Below are 19,764 nucleotides of genomic sequence, written 5' to 3'. Positions count from 1 at the left end.
AGAGTCGAGCTATGATCGCCGGCTAGACACGGAATTGGCGCAACAACTGTTCCAGCGCTTCGCTCAATTGCCCCAAAGCCAGCCCGGCATCGCTCGACTGACGCGCCGCATCGGCGGTCTGCTGCGACAACCCTGCGGTATCCAGCACATTGCGGTTGATTTCCTCGACCACATGCGACTGCTGCAAGGTGGCGCTGGCGATGGAGGCATTCAGGGCGGTGAGGTTGTTCAGCACCTGGTTGATGGCATCCAGGCTGGCACCGGCCGCGCGCGCCTGCCCAACCGTCTGGCGCGAAGCCTCGCTGCTGGCATCGATAGCCCGCACGGCAGCATCCGACTGGCTCTGCAGGTGCTCGATCATGGTGTGGATCTCGGCCGTCGACTGCGCCGTGCGCTGGGCCAGCAGGCGCACCTCGTCGGCCACCACGGCAAAACCGCGGCCTTGCTCCCCGGCCCGTGCCGCCTCGATGGCCGCGTTCAGCGCCAGCAGGTTGGTCTGTTCGGCGATGGAGCGGATGACATCGAGCACACCGCCGATGCGCGTGCTGTGCCCGGCCAGGTCGCGGATCACCTGCACCGCCTGGTCGATGGTCAGCGACAGCCGGTCGATCTGCGCCAGGCTGCCGTGGATGGCCTGCTGGCCATGCGTAACCTGCTGCTGCGCGGTGCGCATTTCCCCGGCGGCCTGCTCGGCGGTCTTGGCCACGTCCTGCACGGCATAGGTCACTTCATTCACCGCCGTGGCAACCTGGTCCATCTGCAGCGATTGCTGGGCACTGTGCTGTTGCGCGGCACTGGCGTTGTCGCCGACATGCCCGGCAGACTGCGCCAGCGCATGAGCCGCCCCCTGCAGCTGGCCGACCACGCCTTGCAGCTTGCCGTTGAAACGGTTGAAGTGCTCGCCCAGGTGGGTGATTTCGTCGCGGCCGTGGGTGTCCAGGCGCCGGGTCAGGTCGCTTTCACCGCTGGCGATGTTGCCCATGGCCTGCACGGCTTCCTGCAGGGGGCGGGCAATGCTGCGGGCAATCACCATGACCAGTAGCGCCATCAGCAGCGCGATGCCGAGCCCTGCCAGCGACGCATCGCGCAGCTGGCGGGCGAATTCGGCCTGCACGTCATCGATGTACACGCCCGAGCCGATAATCCAGCCCCACGGTTTGAACAGCTGTATATAGGAGGTCTTGGCCACCGGCTCGGTGGCGCCAGGCTTGGGCCAGCGATAGTTGACCGGGCCGGCGTCCTGCTGGCGGGCCAGGGCGACCATTTCATTGAATACGGCGAAGCCGTCCGGGTCGCGGATGGCCGACAGGTCCTGGCCGTCGAGCTTGGGGTTGGCCGGATGCATGATCATCTTTGGCCCCAGGTCATTGATCCAGAAGTAGTCGTCGTGGTCGTAGCGCAGCGCGCGCACCACCTGCAATGCCTGTTGCTGGGCTGCGTCGCGGCTGAGTGTGCCGGCGGCCTCCAGGCCTTGGTAATAGGCCAGTACACCGGCTGCGGTCTGCACCACATGGCGGGTCTTTTCGGCCTTGGCCTGGTACAGGTCACCGTGGATCTGGCGCAGCATCAGCAGGCCCAGCAGCACCAGCATGGCCACCGCCAACAAAAGGATCAGCCACAAGCGGCGGCTGATCGACATCGACCTCAGAGTGTTCATTCGGGCGCTCCTGCGTTGTTCTTTTTATTCAGACGCATCCAAGCATGCTTTGCTGGCGAACCACACCCGACTAATGGCTAAGTGCTATCTTTGTAGCCATCTGCGGCGGGCCGGGTAAAGCCATTGCAAAGGTGCTCTGCTAGCATTTCGGCCGGGCTAGATGAAACCTTTAACAGGCGTGAACTTTTCCACTGGCGTTGCGCCCAACAGTCGCTGTAAAACAGCCAGGCCGCGTGCGGCAATCACAAGTAAATCAAGAACAAGGGGCCTGCAGCGAGCAGCGCTCCATCGGGGGAATGATGGATTTTTGGACTGCCTTCCAGGCAATCATCTTGGGCGTGGTGGAGGGGCTGACGGAGTTTCTGCCCATTTCCAGTACCGGTCACCAGATCATCGTCGCCGACCTGATCGGTTTTGGCGGCGAACGGGCCATGGCTTTCAACATCATCATTCAGCTGGCGGCAATCCTGGCGGTGGTGTGGGAGTTTCGCGGCAAGATTCTCGATGTGGTCTTCGGCCTGACCAGCCAGCCCACGGCGCGTCGGTTTACCGGTAACCTGTTGCTGGCATTCATGCCGGCGGTGGTACTGGGTGTGTTGTTCGCCGACCTGATTCACGAATACCTGTTCAACCCGATTACCGTGGCGGCAGCGCTGGTGGTGGGCGGGGTGATCATGCTCTGGGCCGAGCGCCGTCAACACCGCGTGGAGGTCGATCACGTGGACGACATGAACTGGAGCCATGCGCTGAAGATCGGCTTCGTTCAGTGCCTGGCGATGATCCCGGGCACTTCGCGCTCCGGCTCGACCATTATCGGCGGCCTGCTGTTCGGCCTGTCGCGCAAGGCGGCAACAGAGTTTTCGTTTTTCCTGGCGATGCCGACCATGGTGGGTGCCGCAGTGTACTCGGGGTACAAGTACCGTGATCTGTTCCAGCCTGCCGATTTGCCGGTGTTTGCTATCGGCTTCGTGACCTCGTTCATCTTTGCCATGATCGCGGTGCGTGCGTTGCTCAAGTTCATCGCCAACCACAGCTATGCGGCGTTTGCCTGGTATCGCATCTTGTTTGGCCTGCTGATTCTGGCCACCTGGCAGTTTGGCTGGGTTGACTGGGCCACGGCACATGGCTGAGGCGCTGCGCGGGGAGCGGGTGGATGGCGTGCGCAATGTGCGCCTGAAACTGCTGCTGTTTGGCGTGCTGTGCCTGTTGCCGGGCCTGGGGGCGGCGCAAATGGCCTGGAGCGACCAGGCCTGGTGGCCGTTGGCGCTGTACCCGGCAATGAGCCTGATCAGCCTGTTGCTGTATTGGCAGGACAAGCAACAGGCGCGTTCGCAGGCTTGGCGCACCCCCGAGAAGGTGCTGCATGCCAGTGAGCTGCTGGGCGGCTGGCCGGGGGCGCTGTTGGCGCAGCAGCTGTTCAGGCACAAGACACGCAAGGTGTCGTACCAGCTGGTGTTCTGGGGAATCGTGGGGCTGCACCAGGTGATCTGGGCAGACTGGCTGTTTCTCGGCGGGCGGTATCTGCCTTTTGGTTGATGTGGGCTGTGCCGGCGCTTTCGCGGGTAAACCCGCTCCAAGGGATCACCGCAGTTTGCAGGAGGGGATTTACCCGCGAATAGGCCGGCATAGGCCCTCTACATCAACAACCCCACCTGCAACTGCTTGGGCAGTCGCCGCACTACCAGCTGGTGCGAGCGCTGCAAAAGATCACACAATTCCTCGCGGCCCATGGGGTAGGGCGGGGCCATGCTGATCCACCGCGCCCGCGCCAGATAGGGCGCAGGCCGTACTCCCGGGCGGTCGCAGTAGCCAAGAAACAGCTCGTCCGCCACCTTGAACGACAACCCGGCACCCGCCAGGTCGAGCACCGCAAACATCTTGTTGCCCGCCACCGAGAACACCCGGATGCCACCCCATTTGTAGTCTTCCCGCGCCCCCGGCAGCCCCAGGCAAAACGCCGCCACGTCGGCTTCGCTGATCTTCTGTTCAGACATAGCGCTCTCCACAGGCCTCGAATGACGCCGCCAGGTGATCGATCCACACGCGTACCGCCGGCAATAACCCGCGCCGGTGCGGGTACACCGCCTGCAGGTAGCCACCGGGCAGTGACCAGTCTGGCAGCAGGCGCACCAGCTCGCCGCGTTTCAGTTCTTCTTCGCAAAACATGCTGGGCAGTGCGGTGAACCCCAGACCAGCCCGTACAGCAGCATTACGTACTACGAAATCATCAATGGCCAGCCTTGGTTCCAAGGCAATTTCCTGCTGTTTGCCATGGGGCCCGAACAGGCGAAAGTGTACCAGTCGGTCTGCTTCGGCGGCCCCCAGCACCGGCATCGACGCCAACTGATCCGGTATACGGATATGGTCGGCAAACCCGGGCGCGGCCACTAGCTGCATCTGCGCCTGGCACAGCCGGCGGGTGACCAGGGCCGGGTCTTCATCGCCCAGGTCGCGCACCCGCAGGGCCACGTCGATGCCTTCGGAAATCAGATCGACCCGGCGGTTGAGCAGCACCATGTCCAGCTGCACCAGCGGGTACTGTTCGAGAAAGCGGCTGATGACATCCGGCAGAAAGGCGTGGGCCAGGGCCACCGGGCAGGATACCCGCAGCCGCCCGCGCGGTTCGCTGCTCATGCTGGCCACGGCTTCATCGGCGGCTTCGGCCTCCAGCAGCATGGCCTGGCAATGATGCAGGTAACGCTCACCCACCGCGGTAAGCTTCAACTGACGCGTAGTGCGTTGCAGCAGGCGGGTGCCGAGGCGCTCCTCAAGCTCGGCGATACGCCGCGACAGGCGCGACTTGGGGATGCCCAGCTGGCGACCGGCAGCAGCGAAACCGCCGGCTTCGACCACGCGGGCGAAATAGAAAAGGTCGTTGAGGTCTTGCATGGGCATGTCTCACTGTTCTATCTGTGGGACAAACTAACGCATTTTTAGTGACTTATCAGCTATTGGGCACCCAGGTAGGATTCTCCCCATCGTGATCGCCCAGCACTGCGGTCTTCATATACAGGAGAGTCCCATGAAACTGTTGCACATCGATTCGAGCATCCTGGGCGACAATTCCGCCTCCCGCCAGCTGAGCCGCGAAGTGGTCGAAGCCTGGCAAGCCGCTGACCCCAGCGTTGAAGTGGTGTATCGCGACCTGGCCGCAGATGCCATCGCCCATTTTTCCGCTGCTACGCTGGTTGCTGCTGGTACGCCAGAAGATATGCGTGATGCAGCGCAGGCTTTCGAAGCCAGGCTGAGCGCGGAAACCCTGGAAGAGTTCCTGGCTGCCGACGCCGTGGTGATTGGTGCGCCGATGTACAACTTCACCGTGCCGACCCAGCTCAAGGCCTGGATCGACCGCGTGGCCGTCGCCGGCAAGACTTTCCGCTACACCGAAAGCGGCCCGGAAGGGCTGTGCGGCAACAAGAAAGTGGTGCTGGTATCGACCGCTGGCGGCCTGCACGCTGGCCAGCCGACGGGCGCCGGGCATGAGGACTTCCTCAAGGTGTTCCTGGGCTTTATCGGTGTGACCGACCTGGAAATCGTCCGTGCCCATGGCCTGGCCTATGGCCCGGAGCAGCGCAGCCAGGCGATCGATGCCGCCCAGGCGCAAATTGCCAATGAGCTGTTTGTTGCGGCCTGAGCCTTCTCGACAGGCCGCCCCCGCGCGGGCTTGGCGGCGAGCTTCAGAAGGTTGGCGGTGTGATCACCCAGATCACCACCGCATCCTTCTCACCGGGGTTGCCGTAGCGATGCGGTTCCTGGCTCGAGAAGCTGAAACTGTCACCTTCGGCTAGCTGGAAATGCCGCTCGCCCACCCACAGCTCGAAGCACCCACTGAGCACATAGCCGGCCTCTTCGCCGTCGTGGCTGTAGCTCTGCTGGCTATAGGTGCCCGGGGGGAAGCGTGAGTGCAGGATTTCCAGCTGGCGGTTGGGCTGGGGCGTGAGCAACTGGTCGACGATGCCATCTTCGTAATGCACGCTGAGGCGGCTGTTGCGACGCACCACGTAGCCTTGATCCTCAGGGGCTGTGGTGGCTTCGCTGGCGAAGAACCACTGGATGGTCACGCCCAGGCTGCGGGCGATGTTGAACAGTGCCGGGATCGACGGGTACGAGAGGTTGCGCTCCAGCTGGCTGATGTAGCCTGCGGTCAGTTCACTTTGCGTGGCCAACTCCTGCAGTGTCATGCCGCGGCGCTTGCGCAGGCCGCGGATGCGGGTGCCCAGGAATTGTGGGGCGACGGCCCCGGCTTCGCTGGCGGGGGGCTGGGGGAGTTGGCTCATGCACGTCGGTCCATCGTAAAAGCCCCAGTATGTACAGCCTCAGAGCGCCCAGGCAACCGTCAGGCCATCGTGAATCGCTTCCTCGGCGGTGCGCGGCGCCAGGCAGTCGCCAATGCGCCGCACCTCCACCAGGCCGGCCAGTTCCGTGGCCAGGCGGTCCTCCGGCTGATGGCCCATGCATAGCACCAGGGTATCGATGCCTTCGAAGATCATCGGTTCGCCGCTGGCGGTGTGTTGCAGGTACACCGTGCTGTCGTCGCTACCATACAGCCGGGCATAAGGCGTGATGGAGATCCCCAGGCGGTGCAGTTCGCCGGCGAGCTGGTCACGTACGTACAGCGGCAGGTTCTCGCCGCAATGCGTACCGTTGACGGCCAGTTGCACCTGATGCCCATCGCGCACCAGGCGCTCGGCGATGCCGGGGCCTATCCAGTCGCAGCGCCAATCGATCACCAGCACCGAGCGCCCCAGCGTCACTTCGTTGCGCAGCACTTGCCAGGCGTCTACCACCTGCAACTCGCCGGTGCGTTCGAACGCCGGCCAATAAGGGATGGCGCCGGTCGCGGCGATCACCAGGTCAGGGCGCTCACGCTCGACCAGGGCGCGATCGACCCGGGTGTTGCGCACCACCTCCACCCCCGCCAACGCCATTTCCCGCTGCAGGTTGGTGCTGGCGCCGCCAAACTCGCTACGCTGCGGTAGCAACTGGGCCAGCAGCACCTGGCCGCCCAGTTGCGGGCCGGCCTCGTACAGGGTCACCTGATGCCCGCGCGCGGCGGCCACGGCTGCGGCCTTCATGCCGGCGGGCCCGCCGCCGGCGACCATGATGCGCCTGGGCGAGGGGGTGATGGTCATTTGGCCGTACTGCAGCTCTCGGCCGGTTTCGGGGCGTTGGATGCAGGAAATCGCCAGGCCGCGGTGGAAGTGGCCGATGCACGCCTGGTTGCAGGCGATGCAGGCGCGCACGTTTTCAACGTTACCGTGCTCGGTTTTGCTCGGCATCAGCGGGTCGCAGATCAGCGCCCGGGTCATGCCGCACACATCTGCCTGGCCGCGGGCGAGAATCTGTTCGGCCTCCTGGGGCTGATTGATGCGTCCGGTAACGAACAGTGGCACGTCCAGCTGCTGCTTGAAGGTGCCCGCCTCGCGAGCCAGGTACGCCGCCTCGATGGCCATGGGTGGAACGATATGCACCGCACCGCCCAAGGACGCCGAGGTACCGGCGACGATGTGCAGGTAGTCGAGCTGGCCCTGCAAGGCAACGGCGGCGGCCAGTGATTCATCTTCGCTCAGGCCTTGGCTGTCGCGCTCATCGGCACTGATGCGCAGGCCGATGATGAACTGCTCGTCGGTGGCGGCGCGCACTGCGGCCAGCACTTCGCGCAGAAACCTCAGGCGTTTTTCCAGTTCGCCGTTGTAGCCGTCGCTGCGCAGGTTCACCCGTGGGTTGAGGAACTGGGCGGGCAGGTAGCCATGGCTGGCCACCACCTCGACGCCGTCCAGCCCGGCCTGGTGCAGGCGGCGGGCAGCGCTGGCGTAGCCCTGGACGATTTCGTCGATCATCGCCTGGTCCAGTGCACGCGGCATCACCCGGAAGCGTTCATTGGGCACGGCCGATGCGGAGTAGGCGATTGCCAGCAGGCCATCCGCCGACTCCATGATTTCCCGCCCCGGGTGGAACAGCTGCGACAGCACCAGCGTGCCATGCGCATGGCACGCCTGGGCAAGCTGGCGGTAGCCATCGATGCAGGCATCGTCGGTAGCCATCAGCACATGCGAGGTGTAGCGGGCACTCTCGTGCACCCCGGCGACCTGCAGCACGATCAGGCCCACGCCGCCGGCGGCGCGGTCCCGCTGGTAGGCGATCAGCTTGTCGTTGACCAGGTTGTCGGTGGGAAGGCAGGTGTCGTGGCCGGTTGACATGATCCGGTTCTTCAAGCGTTTGCCGCGGATCTGCAGCGGCTCGAACAGGTGCGGGAAGGCGGTTTGCATGCAGGCGGCTCCGGTGATCTGTTGTTGTTTTTCTGTTATGAAAGTGTAGCTGCAGTAAAAAATCAACTCATTTCTTTACTTGAATGCGGCTGGCTTTTTCTCAGTCTCAGAGCGAGGGTGTGAGCTCACAGCAACAGGAAAACGGGCCTTTGGGGGAACCGGCAGGAGAACGCTACGATGCAGAGCGAAGGCGGCGGCGAAATGGCGCGGAGTCAGGTGATGGCCGTAGGGTCAGTGGTCGCTGTGGGGGATGCTAGGGTCTGGCAGGTTGCATCAGGGCTTACAGGTGCTTGCCTTAAGACATGCAGCGCCTATGAGATCGAGCGCCGCCAGCGCGGCGCTCGATCTCATAGGCGCTGCAAATGCTGTGACAAGCCCCTGTCAGCCTGATGCATTCCTTGCGAGGAAGGCTTGCCGGCAGACAATGTGCAGTGCAGTCTGGCCACTCACCGCCCAGCCCTCCACACCCCGATCAATTCACCCCAGGCACAATCATCGCCGCAGGTGCCAGCTCAGCACGACGCCGCGCGACCAGGTAGTACAGCACGCTAGGCACCACCAGTCCGATCAGCCAGGACACATCCACTCCACCCAGGTGCGCGACCATCGGCCCGGTGTACAGCTTGGTGTCGATGAACGGCATCTGGATCAGCACGCCGACGGTGTACACGATGATGCCTGGCCAGTTCCAGCGACCGTAGCGACCCTGTGGGTCGGCGAGGGCAGGGATGTCGTAGCGCTCCTTGGTGATGAAGTAGTAGTCCACCAGGTTGACGGCGCTCCAGGGCACGAAGAAAGTCAGCAGGAACAGGATGAACGACTTGAACGCGGTCAGAAACGAATGCTGGCCAAGCAGCGCGACCAGGGTCGCCGCTCCGACGATGGCCAGTACGAACACCAGGCGTTGGCTGCGGGTGATCGTCAGGTGGCCGCGCAAGCCGCTGATGATGGTTGCGATGCACATGAAGCTGCCGTAGGAGTTCAGGGTCGAGATGGTCACCTTGCCGAACGCTATGCAGAAATACAGCAGCGCGGCAGTGGTGCCGACACCTCCCAGGCCGACAATGTAGGCCACTTCGCGCCCGGAAAATTCGCCGCCGGCAATGGCCGCCGCGAACACACCGAGGATCATCGATGCCTGGGCCCCGATCACCGAGCCCAGGCCTGCGGCGAAGAAGGTCTTGACCGGTGAAGTGCTGCTGGGCAGGTAGCGCGAGTAGTCCGCTACATAGGGGCCGAAGGCTATCTGCCAGGATGCCGCCAGCGAAACCGCCAGCAGGAACGATGCCCAGGTGAAATGGCGGTTGTCCAGCAACTGCCCGATATCGGCCAGCATGAGGATGCGACTGAACAGGTAGACGAACGCGATGATGCCCAGCACGCTGGCGATCCGGCCGATCCAGTGGATGACCCGGTACCCGGCCAGGGTGGCGAGCACGATCACTGCCGCGAAGATAAGGATGCCGGTGCTATCGCTGACACTTAACAGCTGGCCGATCGCCTGCCCGGAAAGCACCGTGCCAGTAGCGGTGAAGCCCATGTACATCAGGCACACCAGCACCATCGGGATGGCGGCGCCATAAACCCCGAACTGCACTCGGCTGGAGATCATCTGCGGCAGCCCAAGGCGTGGGCCTTGCGCCGCGTGCAGCGCCATGACTGCACCACCGATCAGTTGGCCGATCAGCAGGCCGATCAGCGACCAGAACACGTCGCCACCCAGCACCACGGCCAGGGCACCGGTCACGATAGCGGTAATTTGCAGGTTGGCTCCGAGCCAGAGGGTGAACTGACTGTACACGCGTCCATGGCGTTCAGTTTCCGGGATGTAGTCGATCGAGCGCCGTTCGAGCACGGGTTTGCTGGACATGGTGTGGCTCCGCTTGATTGTTTTTGTATAAGCGAGGAGGTCATCGGCTGGACGCAAGGCGAATGACCTTGGCTTGATCTGAACATGTCTATACAAGTCCGGTCAAGTGAAGTTTACCGAGGATCACAGTGGTACTGTTGCGCAACCCTTGGGCGTAACTGTGCTGGTCGGACGCGATGGAATAGCCTTATGCTGTTACGAAATATGTCTAAGAAATCTGCTGAGGAACGCTGCAATGCCGCTGAAGGACCTGCTCATCGCCCTGGTGGTGATTGTCGCTTGGGGCGTCAACTTCGTGGTCATCAAGGTGGGCCTCGATGGCTTGCCGCCGATGTTGCTGGGCGCGCTGCGGTTCTTGCTGGTGGCATTCCCGGCTATCTTGCTGGTCAAGCGCCCCAAACTGCCTTGGCGCTGGCTGATCGCCTATGGGGCGACCATTTCATTGGGCCAGTTCGCCTTTCTGTTCCAGGCGATGTACAGCGGCATGCCCCCGGGGCTGGCGTCGCTGATCTTGCAGTCGCAGGCGTTCTTCACCCTTGGCTTCGCTGCCCTGTTTCTTGGCGAGCGTTTGCGCGTGGCCAGCGTGCTGGGGCTGCTGGTGGCGGCTGGTGGCCTGGCACTGATCGGCAGTGAAGATGGCGGCCATGTGCCAATGCTGGCGCTGGTGCTGACCCTGTGTGGCGGTGCCATGTGGGGGTTGGGCAATATCATTACCCGGCGTTTTGGCTCGGTCGACCTGGTGGCGCTGGTGATCTGGGGCGGGCTGATTCCGCCGCTGCCGTTCCTGGCACTGTCCTGGTGGCTGGAAGGGCCAGAGCGCATCGGCCACGCCCTGGCCAATATCAGCTTGAGTTCGCTGCTGGCCCTGGCGTACCTGGCCTTTGTCGCAACCATGCTCGGCTACAGCCTGTGGAGCACGCTGCTCTCGCGCCACCCGGCAGGCAAGGTGGCCCCGTTCTCGCTGTTGGTGCCGGTGATTGGCTTGAGCTCGTCGGCGTTGCTGCTGGGCGAACGCCTGACCGCAACCCAGGGCTGGGGCGCGCTGCTGGTGATGGCGGGTTTGCTGGTCAACGTCTTCGGCGCCCGGATCGGGCAGCGCTTGCGGGCCGCTAGCGCGTAAGGCAAATCTGCAGGACTGCGCTCTGTTAGAATCGGCTCCTTTTGCCAGGCTTGCGGAGCGCACTCATGATCATTTCCACCACCAGTCAGCTCGAAGGCCGCCCGATTGCCGAATACCTGGGTGTAGTCAGCTCCGAGTCGGTGCAGGGCATCAACTTCGTGCGCGATTTCTTTGCACGCTTTCGCGACTTTTTCGGTGGCCGCTCGCAAACCCTGGAAAGCGCGCTGCGCGAGGCCCGCGAGCAGGCTACCGAAGAGTTGAAAGCGCGGGCACGGCAGTTGCACGCCGACGCGATAGTGGGTGTGGATTTCGAGATCAGCATGCCGTCGGTACAAGGCGGCATGGTGGTGGTTTTTGCCACGGGTACAGCGGTGCGCCTGAAATAGAACGTTTATGCCACTGGTCGGGTCCAAGGCGTTCTGCCCGGGTGGTCTGCAAATGACCAGCTAGTCTCACTTTCACAGGCCGCGTCTACCTGGGCAACTTTTCTGGTTGCCGGCGCGACCGCCACTGGAGGGACACAGGGCATGAGCGAATCCTTTTTCGAAGACCTGAACGACGCGTTCCCGATCAACAGCCAAGTGCGTTGCGGCCAGGCGGCATTTCGCCTGGGGTTCGCCCACATGACGCTGGATGATTCCGAACAGCTCCAGCCTGCACACCTGCAGCGCAGCAAAAAAGGCCGCTTCATGCCGCGGGTGCCGTTGAAGAAGTGACCCCGCCCCAGCCCAACCCCGCCCGATGGCGGGGTTTTTGTTGCGGTTCGTTGATCCGCCTCATGGTATTGCCGGGTAGCGCTCGCCGAACGGCCAAGGCTGTGGTTTGCTGGCGTGGCATTGCAGCGACGGAGGATTGAATGCTCATGCGAGTCAGGGAAGATACCTATTGGCAGTGGGCCGACGCCCAGCTGCATAGCCGCAGCCACGACGAAGTACTCAGCGACGGCACCACGCTGGACGTGCAGGTACGGCTTTCGCGCCTGGGGGCCACCCAGTTGTTCCTCGGGTTGTATGGCGGGGATGGGCGAGCGTTGCTGGAAGAGTACTACCCTGCACGGCCAGGCGAGACGATGACCCGCGCCATGGTATGGGGCGTCGATCGCGCCCGGGCGATGGCAACGGGCGCCTTGCCCTTGCCAGAGCCGCGCCGCCACCGGCGCCGGGCATGAAAAAGCCCGGCCTGTGCGGCCGGGCTTCGATAAAGGTGAGAGCCCTCAGTTGAGCGGTTCGATCACCTTGACTGCCTGCTGCTCACGGGCGGCGGGCCATTCCTGTTGCAGGGTCTGCAGCACGCGGCCAACGAACTCGGTGTCGGCGGCTGCCTTCTTGCCGACGTAGCCCATCCCACGGCGGTAGACCTTGAAGCGTGCACGCATGCTGGGCAGGTGCTCTTCGAATTCAGCTTCGACGGTGTTCGGTGGCAGGCGGTCGAGGCGCACTTCACCGGTTTGGCTGACCCACAGCAGGTGGTCGTCAAGGCTGTCCTTGCGTCCAGCGAACAGTTGGGCCAATTGGTCGATCGTCGGTTTGTCGTTCAAGTTCATCATAAAGCCCCCATTACCCATTCTTAGGTGATTTTCACAGTTGGCGCCAACACGATGTAGCGCACTACCAAGGCTGCTACAGCAGCATCGCAACAGGGGCTTTCTCACGCTGCCTTTTGGACAGATTCCCTCTCCACGGACGGCCTGCGTTACCGCGCAAGCCGTCTGGAACACCCTTGCCATCGCTCCCGATCAGGGAGACGGCTTCATCATGCCCAAGCGCGATGAACGGCGTCAACCATTTTGTAGTGAATATTTTCTGGCACTACATTTCTGTCGATTTGTCCGACAATCGCCCCCGCACTACAGCCCTGTGAGTATTTCGAACGCTGCGCGTATCCGGGCTTCGTTGGGGTAATTTCGATTGGCCAGCAATACGATTGCCAACTGCTCGGATGGCACAAACGCGGCGTAGGCACCGAAACCGTTAGTGGCGCCAGTCTTGTTGTACCAGGCGGCAGGCAGCACGGGCAGGGCTGGTTGCAGCCGCGTGGTGGCCTGCGGTTCGCGAATCATCTGGACGCTGTTGCCCGCTTCGAGGGTAGACAGGGTGACGGGGTAGGGGTAGCGCTCCCAGCCCAGGCCTTGAGTCATCGGCCCCACCTGGAAGTAGCCTTGCTGGGTGATGGCGGTGGCTTTTGCCAGCGCTGGGGGCAGGCCCTCAGGCTGCATGTGCAGGCGCACGTAGCGCAGCAGGTCGCTGGCGCTGGTCTTGATCCCGTAAGCCTCATCGGCGTAGGGGCCGGGGCCCACGCGTACGGGTTTGTCGGCGGCGTCATAGCCTTGGGCATACAGCCCCTCGGCGCTGGCCGGGACATCCAGGTAGGTGCTTTCCAGGCCCATTTTCGCCAGCAGGCCTTCGCTCATCAGGGTGGAAAACCCCTGGTGCTGCGCGCGGGCAGCAAGGTCGCCAAACAAACCCAGGCTGGGGTTGGAATAGCAGCGCCGGGTGCCGGGCTGGGCACGGGGCTGCCAGTGACGGAAGAAGTCGACCACCTGCTGTGGCGTCTGCACGGCATCCGGGAATTGCAGGGGCAGGCAGTCGGCACTGTAGGCGCCCAGGTCCAGCACGCTGGCATCACCGATGGGCGCCCCGGCCAGTGCCGGGTGATAACGCTTGGCCGGGGCAGCGAGGTCCAGCTTGCCCTCGGCACTGGCCAGCGCGGCAAGGGTGGCGGTGTAGGTCTTGCTCAGCGAGCCGATCTCGAACAGCGTGTCCCGGCTGACTGGCACGTTGTCGGCCTTGCTGGCCACGCCATAGCTGAAGTAATGCGCATGGTCGCGGGCGTAGATAGCCACGGCCATGCCGGTGATGCCCTGCGCTTGCATCAGCGGGCGGATGACCTGGTCGACCTTGGCCTGCAACTGGTCGTCGGCCCGGGCAGTGGCTTGGCCGAGGGTGAGGGTGATGGCAGCGGCAAGTGCGGCCAGGCGAGGAGGGGGCATGGGCGGGTCCTTTACGGGAACGTGTCCGTTGAGCGATACCGGTGGGGGTTCCGGCGTTAGCGGCGCAAAGCCGAAAACCTTATCGTCTGCCCTTGCACAATGACAAGACGGAAGCAGTGATGAAGTATTTGCGCATGTTATTCGACAATTTCACCCTGGCCTTGCTCGGGGTGGTGCTGATTGCCACGGTGCTGCCGTGCTCGGGCGACGGCGCGGTGTACTTCGGCTGGCTGACCAACCTGGCCATCGGCCTGCTGTTCTTCCTGCATGGCGCCAAGCTGTCGCGCGAGGCGATCATTGCCGGTGCCGGGCACTGGCGCCTGCACCTGCTGGTGTTCTCCTGCACCTTCGTCATGTTCCCGCTGCTGGGCCTGGCTTTCAAGCCGCTATTCGTGCCGCTGGTGGGCAACGAGCTTTACCTGGGCGTGCTCTACCTGTGTGCCTTGCCGGCCACCGTGCAGTCAGCCATCGCTTTCACCTCGCTGGCCCGCGGTAACGTGCCGGCGGCCATCTGCAGTGCTGCGGCGTCCAGTTTGCTGGGCATTTTCCTGACGCCGTTGCTGGTGGTGATGCTGCTGGGCGCCAGCGGTGATACCGGCTCCGGTCTGGATGCGGTGCTGAAGATCACCTTGCAGCTGCTGGTGCCATTCGTGGCCGGGCAGATTGCGCGGCGCTGGATTGGCGCCTGGGTCAAGCGCAATGCCCGCTGGCTCAAGGTGGTCGACCAAGGGTCGATCCTGCTGGTGGTTTACACCGCGTTCAGCGAGGCGGTGGTCACCGGGCTGTGGCACACCGTATCGCCACAGCACCTCGCCGGGTTGTTTGCCGTGTGCGGGATCCTGCTGGCGGTGGTGTTGTTCGGCACCCGCCTGCTGGGCAAGGCGCTGGGCTTTGATCTGGAGGACCGCATTACCATCCTGTTTGCCGGCTCGAAGAAAAGCCTGGCGACTGGTGTGCCGATGGCCCAGGTGCTGTTCGTGGGCAGTGGCATTGGTGCCATGATCCTGCCGTTGATGCTGTTCCACCAGATTCAGCTGATGGTTTGTGCGGTACTGGCGCAGCGGTATGCCAGCCGGGAGGAGGGGGCGGAACAGATGTCGGCGCGGTCCTGACGGGGGGAGGGCTGCCGCAGCAGCCCATTCTTATCTGGCCTGCCCTGAGCCGCGCTCGCGCAGCGCCTTCGCCACCTCGGCCTCGACTTTATAGGCCGGCGCTTCAAGCTCGTCGTAGTTGCGCGTGTAGCGCCGGGCGAACTCGTCCACGCCCAGCGCCTGATACTGCTGCACATGCTTGAGCTCGTGCGCCCATAAGGCCACATTGTCCTCGGCATCGCTGCCGCGGCGGAAGATGATCGTGTCGATCAACGTCACGGCATTCACGTCGGGGTTTTGCAACATCACATTGGCTGCACTCATCTGCTGTTCGTCACCGACCCGATAACGCACCGCGTCGAGCACCGCAAAGTCATACCAGGGTTCGAGCTGTGCCCGTATATGCAACGGGATCGGCTGCACGCCGCTGGCCGTCGCTTCATCGCGGGCCTGGCGCAAGGCAAAGGTGAGGCTGGACGAGGCCATGGCTTCGACATCCTTGAGCACCTGCCCGGCCTGCCCAGGATCGATCGGGGCACAAAAACAGCCCATCAGGCACACCTGGTACTGCCCTGGCGGACAGGTTTGTTCGGCCAGTGCGGGTAACGCCATCAGCGCGCCAAGCACGACACTAATCCACTTCATGCAGGGCCTTTTCGACATATGCGCGGCTGGCGTCCAGTACCTGCGATTGCACGTTTTCGCTCGCCAGCATGCGCCCGATCAGCAAGGCGCCGACGCACTGGCTGATCAACACCCAGGCCAGTTGTTCATCCTCCAGCGTTGCGCTCCAGGCCTGGTGCAGCTGCACCAACCAGTGCTCGGCCACTTCGCGCATGGGTACTTCGGCCCGCGCGATCTCCACCCCCAGCGGCGGCAGTGGGCAGCCACCTTCGGCGTTGTGCAGGTGGGCCAGGCTCAGGTACTGCTGCAGGCAACGGCCCAGACGTTCACGGCTGGCGCCCTGGGTGGCCAGGCGTGCCAGCGGGCTGTTGCACAGCTCCTGCCTGACCACCTCAGTGAACAGGTCGTCCTTGGAGGGGAAGTGGTTGTAAAAGGCGCCGCCGGTCAGGCCAATGGCCTTCATCAACCCGGCTACGCCGGTGCTGGAAAAACCCCCGCGTTTGGCCAGCGCGCCGCTGCTGGCCAGGAGGCGTTCGCGGGTCTGCTGCTTGTGTTGGTTGGAGTAGCGCATTCATATGCCTCGGCAGGCGGGCTTGACGATGAAGGCAATCTTAACATAGCGTTCGTTTACTAAACGATCATTCACCAATGGGGGTGAGCATGGCAGAACAACAAAAAGTAGTGCTGGTGATCGGTGCGGGTGATGCTACCGGGGGCGAGATCGCCAAGCGCTTTGCCCGTGAGGGCTACATCGCCTGCGTGACACGGCGCCAGGCGGACAAGCTGCAGCCGCTGGTGGAGGAAATTCGCGCCGCTGGCGGCCAGGCCCACGCCTTTGGCTCTGATGCGCGCAACGAAGAAGATGTGGCGAGCCTGGTCGAAACCATCGAGCGTGACATCGGCCCGATCGAGGCGTTTGTATTCAATATCGGCGCCAATGTGCCTTGCAGCATTCTCGACGAAACCCCGCGTAAATATTTCAAGATCTGGGAAATGGCCTGCTTTGCCGGCTTCCTCACCGCTCAGGCCGTTGCCCGGCGCATGGTCCAGCGCGAGCGCGGGACGCTTCTGTTCACGGGTGCCACCGCAGGCACCCGTGGTGCAGCAGGGTTTGCCGCGTTCGCCGGTGCCAAGCACGCCTTGCGCGCTCTGGCGCAGAGCATGGCGCGCGAACTGGGGCCGCGGAACATTCATGTTGCGCACGTGGTCGTGGACGGGGCCATCGACACTGCTTTCATCCGTGACAGTTTCCCTGAGCGCTACGCCCTCAAGGACCAGGATGGCATCCTCGACCCGGCGCACATCGCCGACAGCTACTGGTTCCTGCATGCCCAGCCGCGCGACGCCTGGACCTTCGAGCTGGACCTGCGCCCCTGGATCGAGCGCTGGTAAGCCCCTTTTCACCCAGCAAGGACCGTAACCATGCACAAGACTGTCGATTTCCATTTTGACCTGGGCAGCCCGGCCAGTTACCTGGCCTGGACCCAGCTGCCCGGCCTGTGTGCCCGCCAAGGTGCCACGTTGCACTACCGGCCGATGCTGTTGGGCGGCGTGTTCCAGGCCACCGGCAATGCCTCTCCGGCTCTGATACCGGCCAAGGGGCGCTACATGTTCATCGACCTGTCGCGCTTTGCTGCGCGTTATGGGGTGGCTTACGGATTGCCGCCAGGATTCCCGGTCAACACCTTGACCCTGATGCGCGGGGTGATGGGCACCCAGATGCGTTCCCCGGAGCGCCTCGAGGCGCTGCTCGCCGTGCTGTTCAATGGGCTGTTTGCGCAGTGCCGCAATTTGAGCGACATCGGCGTGCTGGACGAAACGCTTGTTCAGGGCGGCTTCGACCCGCAGGTATTTCATGCGCTGGCTGCGGATGATGAAGTGAAGGTTGCACTCAGGCAGGCCACCGAGGCAGCAGTGGCACGCGGGGTGTTCGGCGCGCCAACCTGCTTTGTTGGCGACGAGATGTTCTTCGGCCAGGACCGTCTGGACTTTGTCGAGCAAGCGTTGGCTCAGGGCGCCAGCAGCCTCTCCAGCTGAGTGCGCTCCCACAGGCTTAGCAGGTCGACCGGGTTGCTGCCATAGCGGTGCCAGTCGCCGAGGTCGGCCTGCTCGCCGTCGGCGGCCAGGCAGTGAACGCACTGCGCCAGGCCCTCTGCATCCAGGGCCAGGGTGAGTTGCCAAGCGTGGATGACGACATCGACCAGGCCGCCCTCGCGGCGAGCACCAACCTCAAGGTGATGCACGCCCAGGGCGGCATCGCGCAGGCACTGGTACACAGCCCGGGTGTTCAACGAGCCCGTGCGGGTCAAGGTCAGAAGTTCGCCGGGGTGTTGGCGCTGATGATTTCGGCCTCGTCCGGGCCAATGTTCTTGAAGCTGTGCGGCAGGGTAGTGGGGATGTAGTAGCCATCGCCCGAGCTGAGCACGCTGACCTGGCCATCGACCCACAGCTCGACAGTACCCCGGGTCACCAGGCCGCATTCCTCGCCCTCGGCATGCACGATCGGCTCGCCCGAGTCGGCACCGGGTGCATACAGTTCGCGCAGCATGCGCATCTGCCGGCCTTCGACACTGGCGCCAACCAGCAACATGCGCAGGCCGTTGCGGCCCAGGTCTGGCTGTTCGCCACCGCGGAACACGAAACGCTCTTCACGCACGGGCTCATCGAAGCTGAAGAACTCCGCCAGGCTCATGGGAATGCCTTCGAGCAGCTTTTTCAGGGAGCTGACCGAAGGGCTGACGCGATTCTGCTCGATCTGCGAGATCGTCGAATTGGTCAGCCCGCTGCGGCGGGCCAGTTCCCGTTGGGAGAGGTTGTTGCGTTCACGCACCAGTTTGAGTCGCGTCCCCGTGTCCATAGCCGCCTTGTAATCAGAGGTGTAAAGAATAATGAGCGAGGCGCATTAAAACACACTCTGCACGCTTGCGCGCTGCGCTTGTCAGGCAGCCTGGTTGCGCGGCATCGGCCACAGCCCGACCAGCAGCAACAGCGCGGCCACGGCCAGGAATGGCAAGCGCGGATCGAGGGCATACACCAGGGTGCCGGCCAGTGGCCCGATCACCGCGCCCATGCCCTGGGCAGCGCCTATGGAGCCGGCGGTGGCGCCTTGTTCGGAAGCCTGCATGGCATTGGCCGCCAGTGCCGAAAACGCCGGGAACACAAAGCCCATGCCGGTTGCGGCGACGAAGTAGCATGCCCACAGCCACCCTGCCGTGGTCGCCAGCGCGCCGCAGGCAAAGCCCAAGGCTGAAACGGTGGCACCTACCCGGATCATCTTCAGCGGCGGCCATTCCAGCTGGCGCAGCAGCACCTGCGCCAGGATCAGCGCAACCCCCACCGTGGTCAGGGCGATGCCGGCGGTCTGAGCGGCTTCGGCTGGGCCCAGCTTGAGGCGGTCGAGGGCGAAGAAACCGACAATGATCTGCGACACCGTCACGCTGAGCATGGCGCTGAACGCGACCAGCAATGGCCGGCGCAGGCGCGGGTCGCTCAACCGCACCGGGCTGGGCGCGTAGCTGTGCGGCAGGGCCTGCGGCTTGAGGGCGAACAGCAGCACCAGAAAGGCAGCGGCAGGCAACAACGACATGATGTGGAAGGGCAGGCTCAGGCTATGGCGTGCCAGCAATGCCGCCAATGCGGGGCCTACCACCAGGCCGACAGCGTTGGCCGCGCCCAGTGAGGCCATGGCTCGGGCCCGGCGCTGCGGTTCGACATGGTCGGCGATCAAAGCATTGCAACCCACCGGGATGGCGGCATAGAAGGCGCCGATGCAGCCGCGGGCCACCATCAGCCCGACAAATGCCAGGGTTGCCCCCGGCATCCAGCGCAGTGCGCCTTCGACGAACAGGCACAGCAGCCAGTACGCCAGGGTAAAGCCGGCGCTGCCCAGCAGCAGGATGCGCCGACGGCCCAGGCGGTCTGCGGCGCGCCCCCAGGGCCGGGCCAACAGTACCCAGACCACCCCCGCCACGGTGACGGCGGCGCCGGCTTGCCAGGTGGCCATGCCGAGCTGGCGGGCGATCGGGCCGATCAGGGCGACAAAGGCCATCATCGACATGGTACAGGCCATGTTGGCCAGCAGCAGGGGGCGCAGGTCCAGCGTGCTGGCAGGTAGCAGAGTGGCAGAATCCTTTGCAGCGTTCAT

Annotated in this window: 23 protein-coding genes; 10 read left to right on the top strand and 13 right to left on the bottom strand. The window is 63.7% G+C overall.

Going from position 1 to position 19,764, the window contains the following annotated elements; all coding sequences use genetic code 11:
• Positions 1-22: 22 nt before the first annotated feature.
• Entirely contained in the window at positions 23-1,657 is a 1,635-nt protein-coding gene (gene mcpP, locus AC5O5R_RS15345) for a methyl-accepting chemotaxis protein McpP (RefSeq protein WP_172222805.1), read from the bottom strand.
• A gap of 299 nt (positions 1,658-1,956) precedes the next feature.
• Between mcpP and AC5O5R_RS15340 the strand changes: the two genes are divergently transcribed.
• Together AC5O5R_RS15340 and AC5O5R_RS15335 are read left to right on the top strand one after the other, a co-directional pair.
• Positions 1,957-2,787 (top strand): undecaprenyl-diphosphate phosphatase, encoded by an 831-nt coding sequence (locus AC5O5R_RS15340; protein ID WP_172222801.1) that lies wholly within the window; start codon positions 1,957-1,959, stop codon positions 2,785-2,787.
• Positions 2,780-3,193 carry a DUF1294 domain-containing protein gene (locus AC5O5R_RS15335; protein ID WP_172222796.1) on the top strand — a complete coding sequence of 138 codons (414 nt, stop codon included), beginning with the start codon at positions 2,780-2,782 and terminating at the stop codon, positions 3,191-3,193. The genes AC5O5R_RS15340 and AC5O5R_RS15335 overlap by 8 nt, the downstream gene beginning before the upstream one ends.
• 98 nt (positions 3,194-3,291) lie before the next feature.
• Here the strand turns inward: AC5O5R_RS15335 and AC5O5R_RS15330 are convergent, their stop codons facing one another.
• Both AC5O5R_RS15330 and AC5O5R_RS15325 read right to left on the bottom strand, forming a co-directional pair.
• Complete coding sequence (locus AC5O5R_RS15330; RefSeq protein WP_172222792.1) at positions 3,292-3,651, bottom strand: MmcQ/YjbR family DNA-binding protein; 360 nt, start codon at positions 3,649-3,651, stop codon at positions 3,292-3,294.
• Positions 3,644-4,546: a LysR substrate-binding domain-containing protein gene (locus AC5O5R_RS15325; RefSeq protein ID WP_172222883.1), complete on the bottom strand. Its 903-nt coding sequence runs from the start codon at positions 4,544-4,546 to the stop codon at positions 3,644-3,646. The genes AC5O5R_RS15330 and AC5O5R_RS15325 overlap by 8 nt, the downstream gene beginning before the upstream one ends.
• A gap of 133 nt (positions 4,547-4,679) precedes the next feature.
• On the opposite strand from AC5O5R_RS15325, the gene AC5O5R_RS15320 reads away from it, so the two are divergent.
• Positions 4,680-5,291 carry an FMN-dependent NADH-azoreductase gene (locus tag AC5O5R_RS15320; RefSeq protein WP_172222788.1) on the top strand — a complete coding sequence of 204 codons (612 nt, stop codon included), beginning with the start codon at positions 4,680-4,682 and terminating at the stop codon, positions 5,289-5,291.
• A gap of 43 nt (positions 5,292-5,334) precedes the next feature.
• Here AC5O5R_RS15320 and AC5O5R_RS15315 read toward each other — a convergent pair whose 3' ends face one another.
• The 3 genes from AC5O5R_RS15315 to AC5O5R_RS15305 form a co-directional block, all read right to left on the bottom strand.
• Complete coding sequence (locus tag AC5O5R_RS15315) at positions 5,335-5,934, bottom strand: helix-turn-helix domain-containing protein (protein ID WP_172222783.1); 600 nt, start codon at positions 5,932-5,934, stop codon at positions 5,335-5,337.
• 39 nt (positions 5,935-5,973) lie between these two features.
• Positions 5,974-7,926, bottom strand: a complete 1,953-nt coding sequence (locus AC5O5R_RS15310; protein WP_172222780.1) for an oxidoreductase — start codon at positions 7,924-7,926, stop codon at positions 5,974-5,976.
• 472 nt (positions 7,927-8,398) lie between these two features.
• Complete coding sequence (locus AC5O5R_RS15305) at positions 8,399-9,796, bottom strand: purine-cytosine permease family protein (RefSeq protein ID WP_172222775.1); 1,398 nt, start codon at positions 9,794-9,796, stop codon at positions 8,399-8,401.
• Positions 9,797-10,031: 235 nt separating this feature from the next.
• On the opposite strand from AC5O5R_RS15305, the gene AC5O5R_RS15300 reads away from it, so the two are divergent.
• The 4 genes from AC5O5R_RS15300 (at position 10,032) to AC5O5R_RS15285 (ending at position 12,084) form a co-directional block, all read left to right on the top strand.
• Positions 10,032-10,916 (top strand): EamA family transporter, encoded by an 885-nt coding sequence (locus AC5O5R_RS15300; RefSeq protein WP_172233430.1) that lies wholly within the window; start codon positions 10,032-10,034, stop codon positions 10,914-10,916.
• Between the two features lie 65 nt (positions 10,917-10,981).
• A complete protein-coding gene (locus AC5O5R_RS15295) occupies positions 10,982-11,302 on the top strand; it encodes a YbjQ family protein (protein WP_172233427.1) in 321 nt (106 codons plus the stop codon).
• Between the two features lie 141 nt (positions 11,303-11,443).
• Positions 11,444-11,632, top strand: a complete 189-nt coding sequence (locus tag AC5O5R_RS15290) for a hypothetical protein (protein ID WP_003253897.1) — start codon at positions 11,444-11,446, stop codon at positions 11,630-11,632.
• 140 nt (positions 11,633-11,772) lie between these two features.
• Positions 11,773-12,084: a hypothetical protein gene (locus AC5O5R_RS15285; RefSeq protein WP_172229870.1), complete on the top strand. Its 312-nt coding sequence runs from the start codon at positions 11,773-11,775 to the stop codon at positions 12,082-12,084.
• A gap of 45 nt (positions 12,085-12,129) precedes the next feature.
• On the opposite strand, the gene AC5O5R_RS15280 is transcribed toward AC5O5R_RS15285, so the two are convergent.
• Complete coding sequence (locus tag AC5O5R_RS15280; protein ID WP_172229867.1) at positions 12,130-12,462, bottom strand: hypothetical protein; 333 nt, start codon at positions 12,460-12,462, stop codon at positions 12,130-12,132.
• Positions 12,463-12,762: 300 nt separating this feature from the next.
• Entirely contained in the window at positions 12,763-13,905 is a 1,143-nt protein-coding gene (gene ampC, locus AC5O5R_RS15275) for a class C beta-lactamase (protein ID WP_172229864.1), read from the bottom strand.
• Positions 13,906-14,024: 119 nt separating this feature from the next.
• Here ampC and AC5O5R_RS15270 point away from each other — a divergent pair, with 119 nt between their 5' ends.
• Positions 14,025-15,017, top strand: coding sequence for a bile acid:sodium symporter family protein (locus AC5O5R_RS15270; RefSeq protein WP_172229862.1), 993 nt, complete (start codon positions 14,025-14,027; stop codon positions 15,015-15,017).
• A 30-nt stretch (positions 15,018-15,047) separates the two neighbouring features.
• On the opposite strand, the gene AC5O5R_RS15265 is transcribed toward AC5O5R_RS15270, so the two are convergent.
• Both AC5O5R_RS15265 and AC5O5R_RS15260 read right to left on the bottom strand, forming a co-directional pair.
• Positions 15,048-15,641 (bottom strand): eCIS core domain-containing protein, encoded by a 594-nt coding sequence (locus AC5O5R_RS15265; RefSeq protein ID WP_172229859.1) that lies wholly within the window; start codon positions 15,639-15,641, stop codon positions 15,048-15,050.
• Positions 15,628-16,191 carry a TetR/AcrR family transcriptional regulator gene (locus tag AC5O5R_RS15260; RefSeq protein ID WP_172229856.1) on the bottom strand — a complete coding sequence of 188 codons (564 nt, stop codon included), beginning with the start codon at positions 16,189-16,191 and terminating at the stop codon, positions 15,628-15,630. Before AC5O5R_RS15260 ends, AC5O5R_RS15265 begins: the two co-directional genes overlap by 14 nt.
• Before the next feature lie 89 nt (positions 16,192-16,280).
• Here AC5O5R_RS15260 and AC5O5R_RS15255 point away from each other — a divergent pair, with 89 nt between their 5' ends.
• Positions 16,281-17,012, top strand: coding sequence for an SDR family oxidoreductase (locus AC5O5R_RS15255; protein ID WP_172229853.1), 732 nt, complete (start codon positions 16,281-16,283; stop codon positions 17,010-17,012).
• A gap of 30 nt (positions 17,013-17,042) precedes the next feature.
• The gene (locus AC5O5R_RS15250) at positions 17,043-17,657 is read left to right on the top strand and encodes a 2-hydroxychromene-2-carboxylate isomerase (RefSeq protein ID WP_172229850.1); all 615 of its coding nucleotides are present in this window, start codon (positions 17,043-17,045) and stop codon (positions 17,655-17,657) included.
• Here AC5O5R_RS15250 and AC5O5R_RS15245 read toward each other — a convergent pair.
• The 3 genes from AC5O5R_RS15245 to AC5O5R_RS15235 form a co-directional block, all read right to left on the bottom strand.
• The gene (locus tag AC5O5R_RS15245; RefSeq protein WP_175586204.1) at positions 17,630-17,929 is read right to left on the bottom strand and encodes a DUF7693 family protein; all 300 of its coding nucleotides are present in this window, start codon (positions 17,927-17,929) and stop codon (positions 17,630-17,632) included. The two genes, AC5O5R_RS15250 and AC5O5R_RS15245, sit on opposite strands and share 28 nt — an antisense overlap.
• Before the next feature lie 2 nt (positions 17,930-17,931).
• Entirely contained in the window at positions 17,932-18,477 is a 546-nt protein-coding gene (locus AC5O5R_RS15240) for a cupin domain-containing protein (RefSeq protein WP_016500000.1), read from the bottom strand.
• A gap of 81 nt (positions 18,478-18,558) precedes the next feature.
• Positions 18,559-19,764 (bottom strand): MFS transporter, encoded by a 1,206-nt coding sequence (locus AC5O5R_RS15235; RefSeq protein ID WP_494511096.1) that lies wholly within the window; start codon positions 19,762-19,764, stop codon positions 18,559-18,561.

The sequence above is a fragment of the Pseudomonas sp. 8_5_2 genome (genome assembly GCF_059295255.1).
The sequence above is the reverse complement of the archived record's forward strand: the minus strand, read 5'-3'. Positions and strand labels throughout refer to the sequence as shown.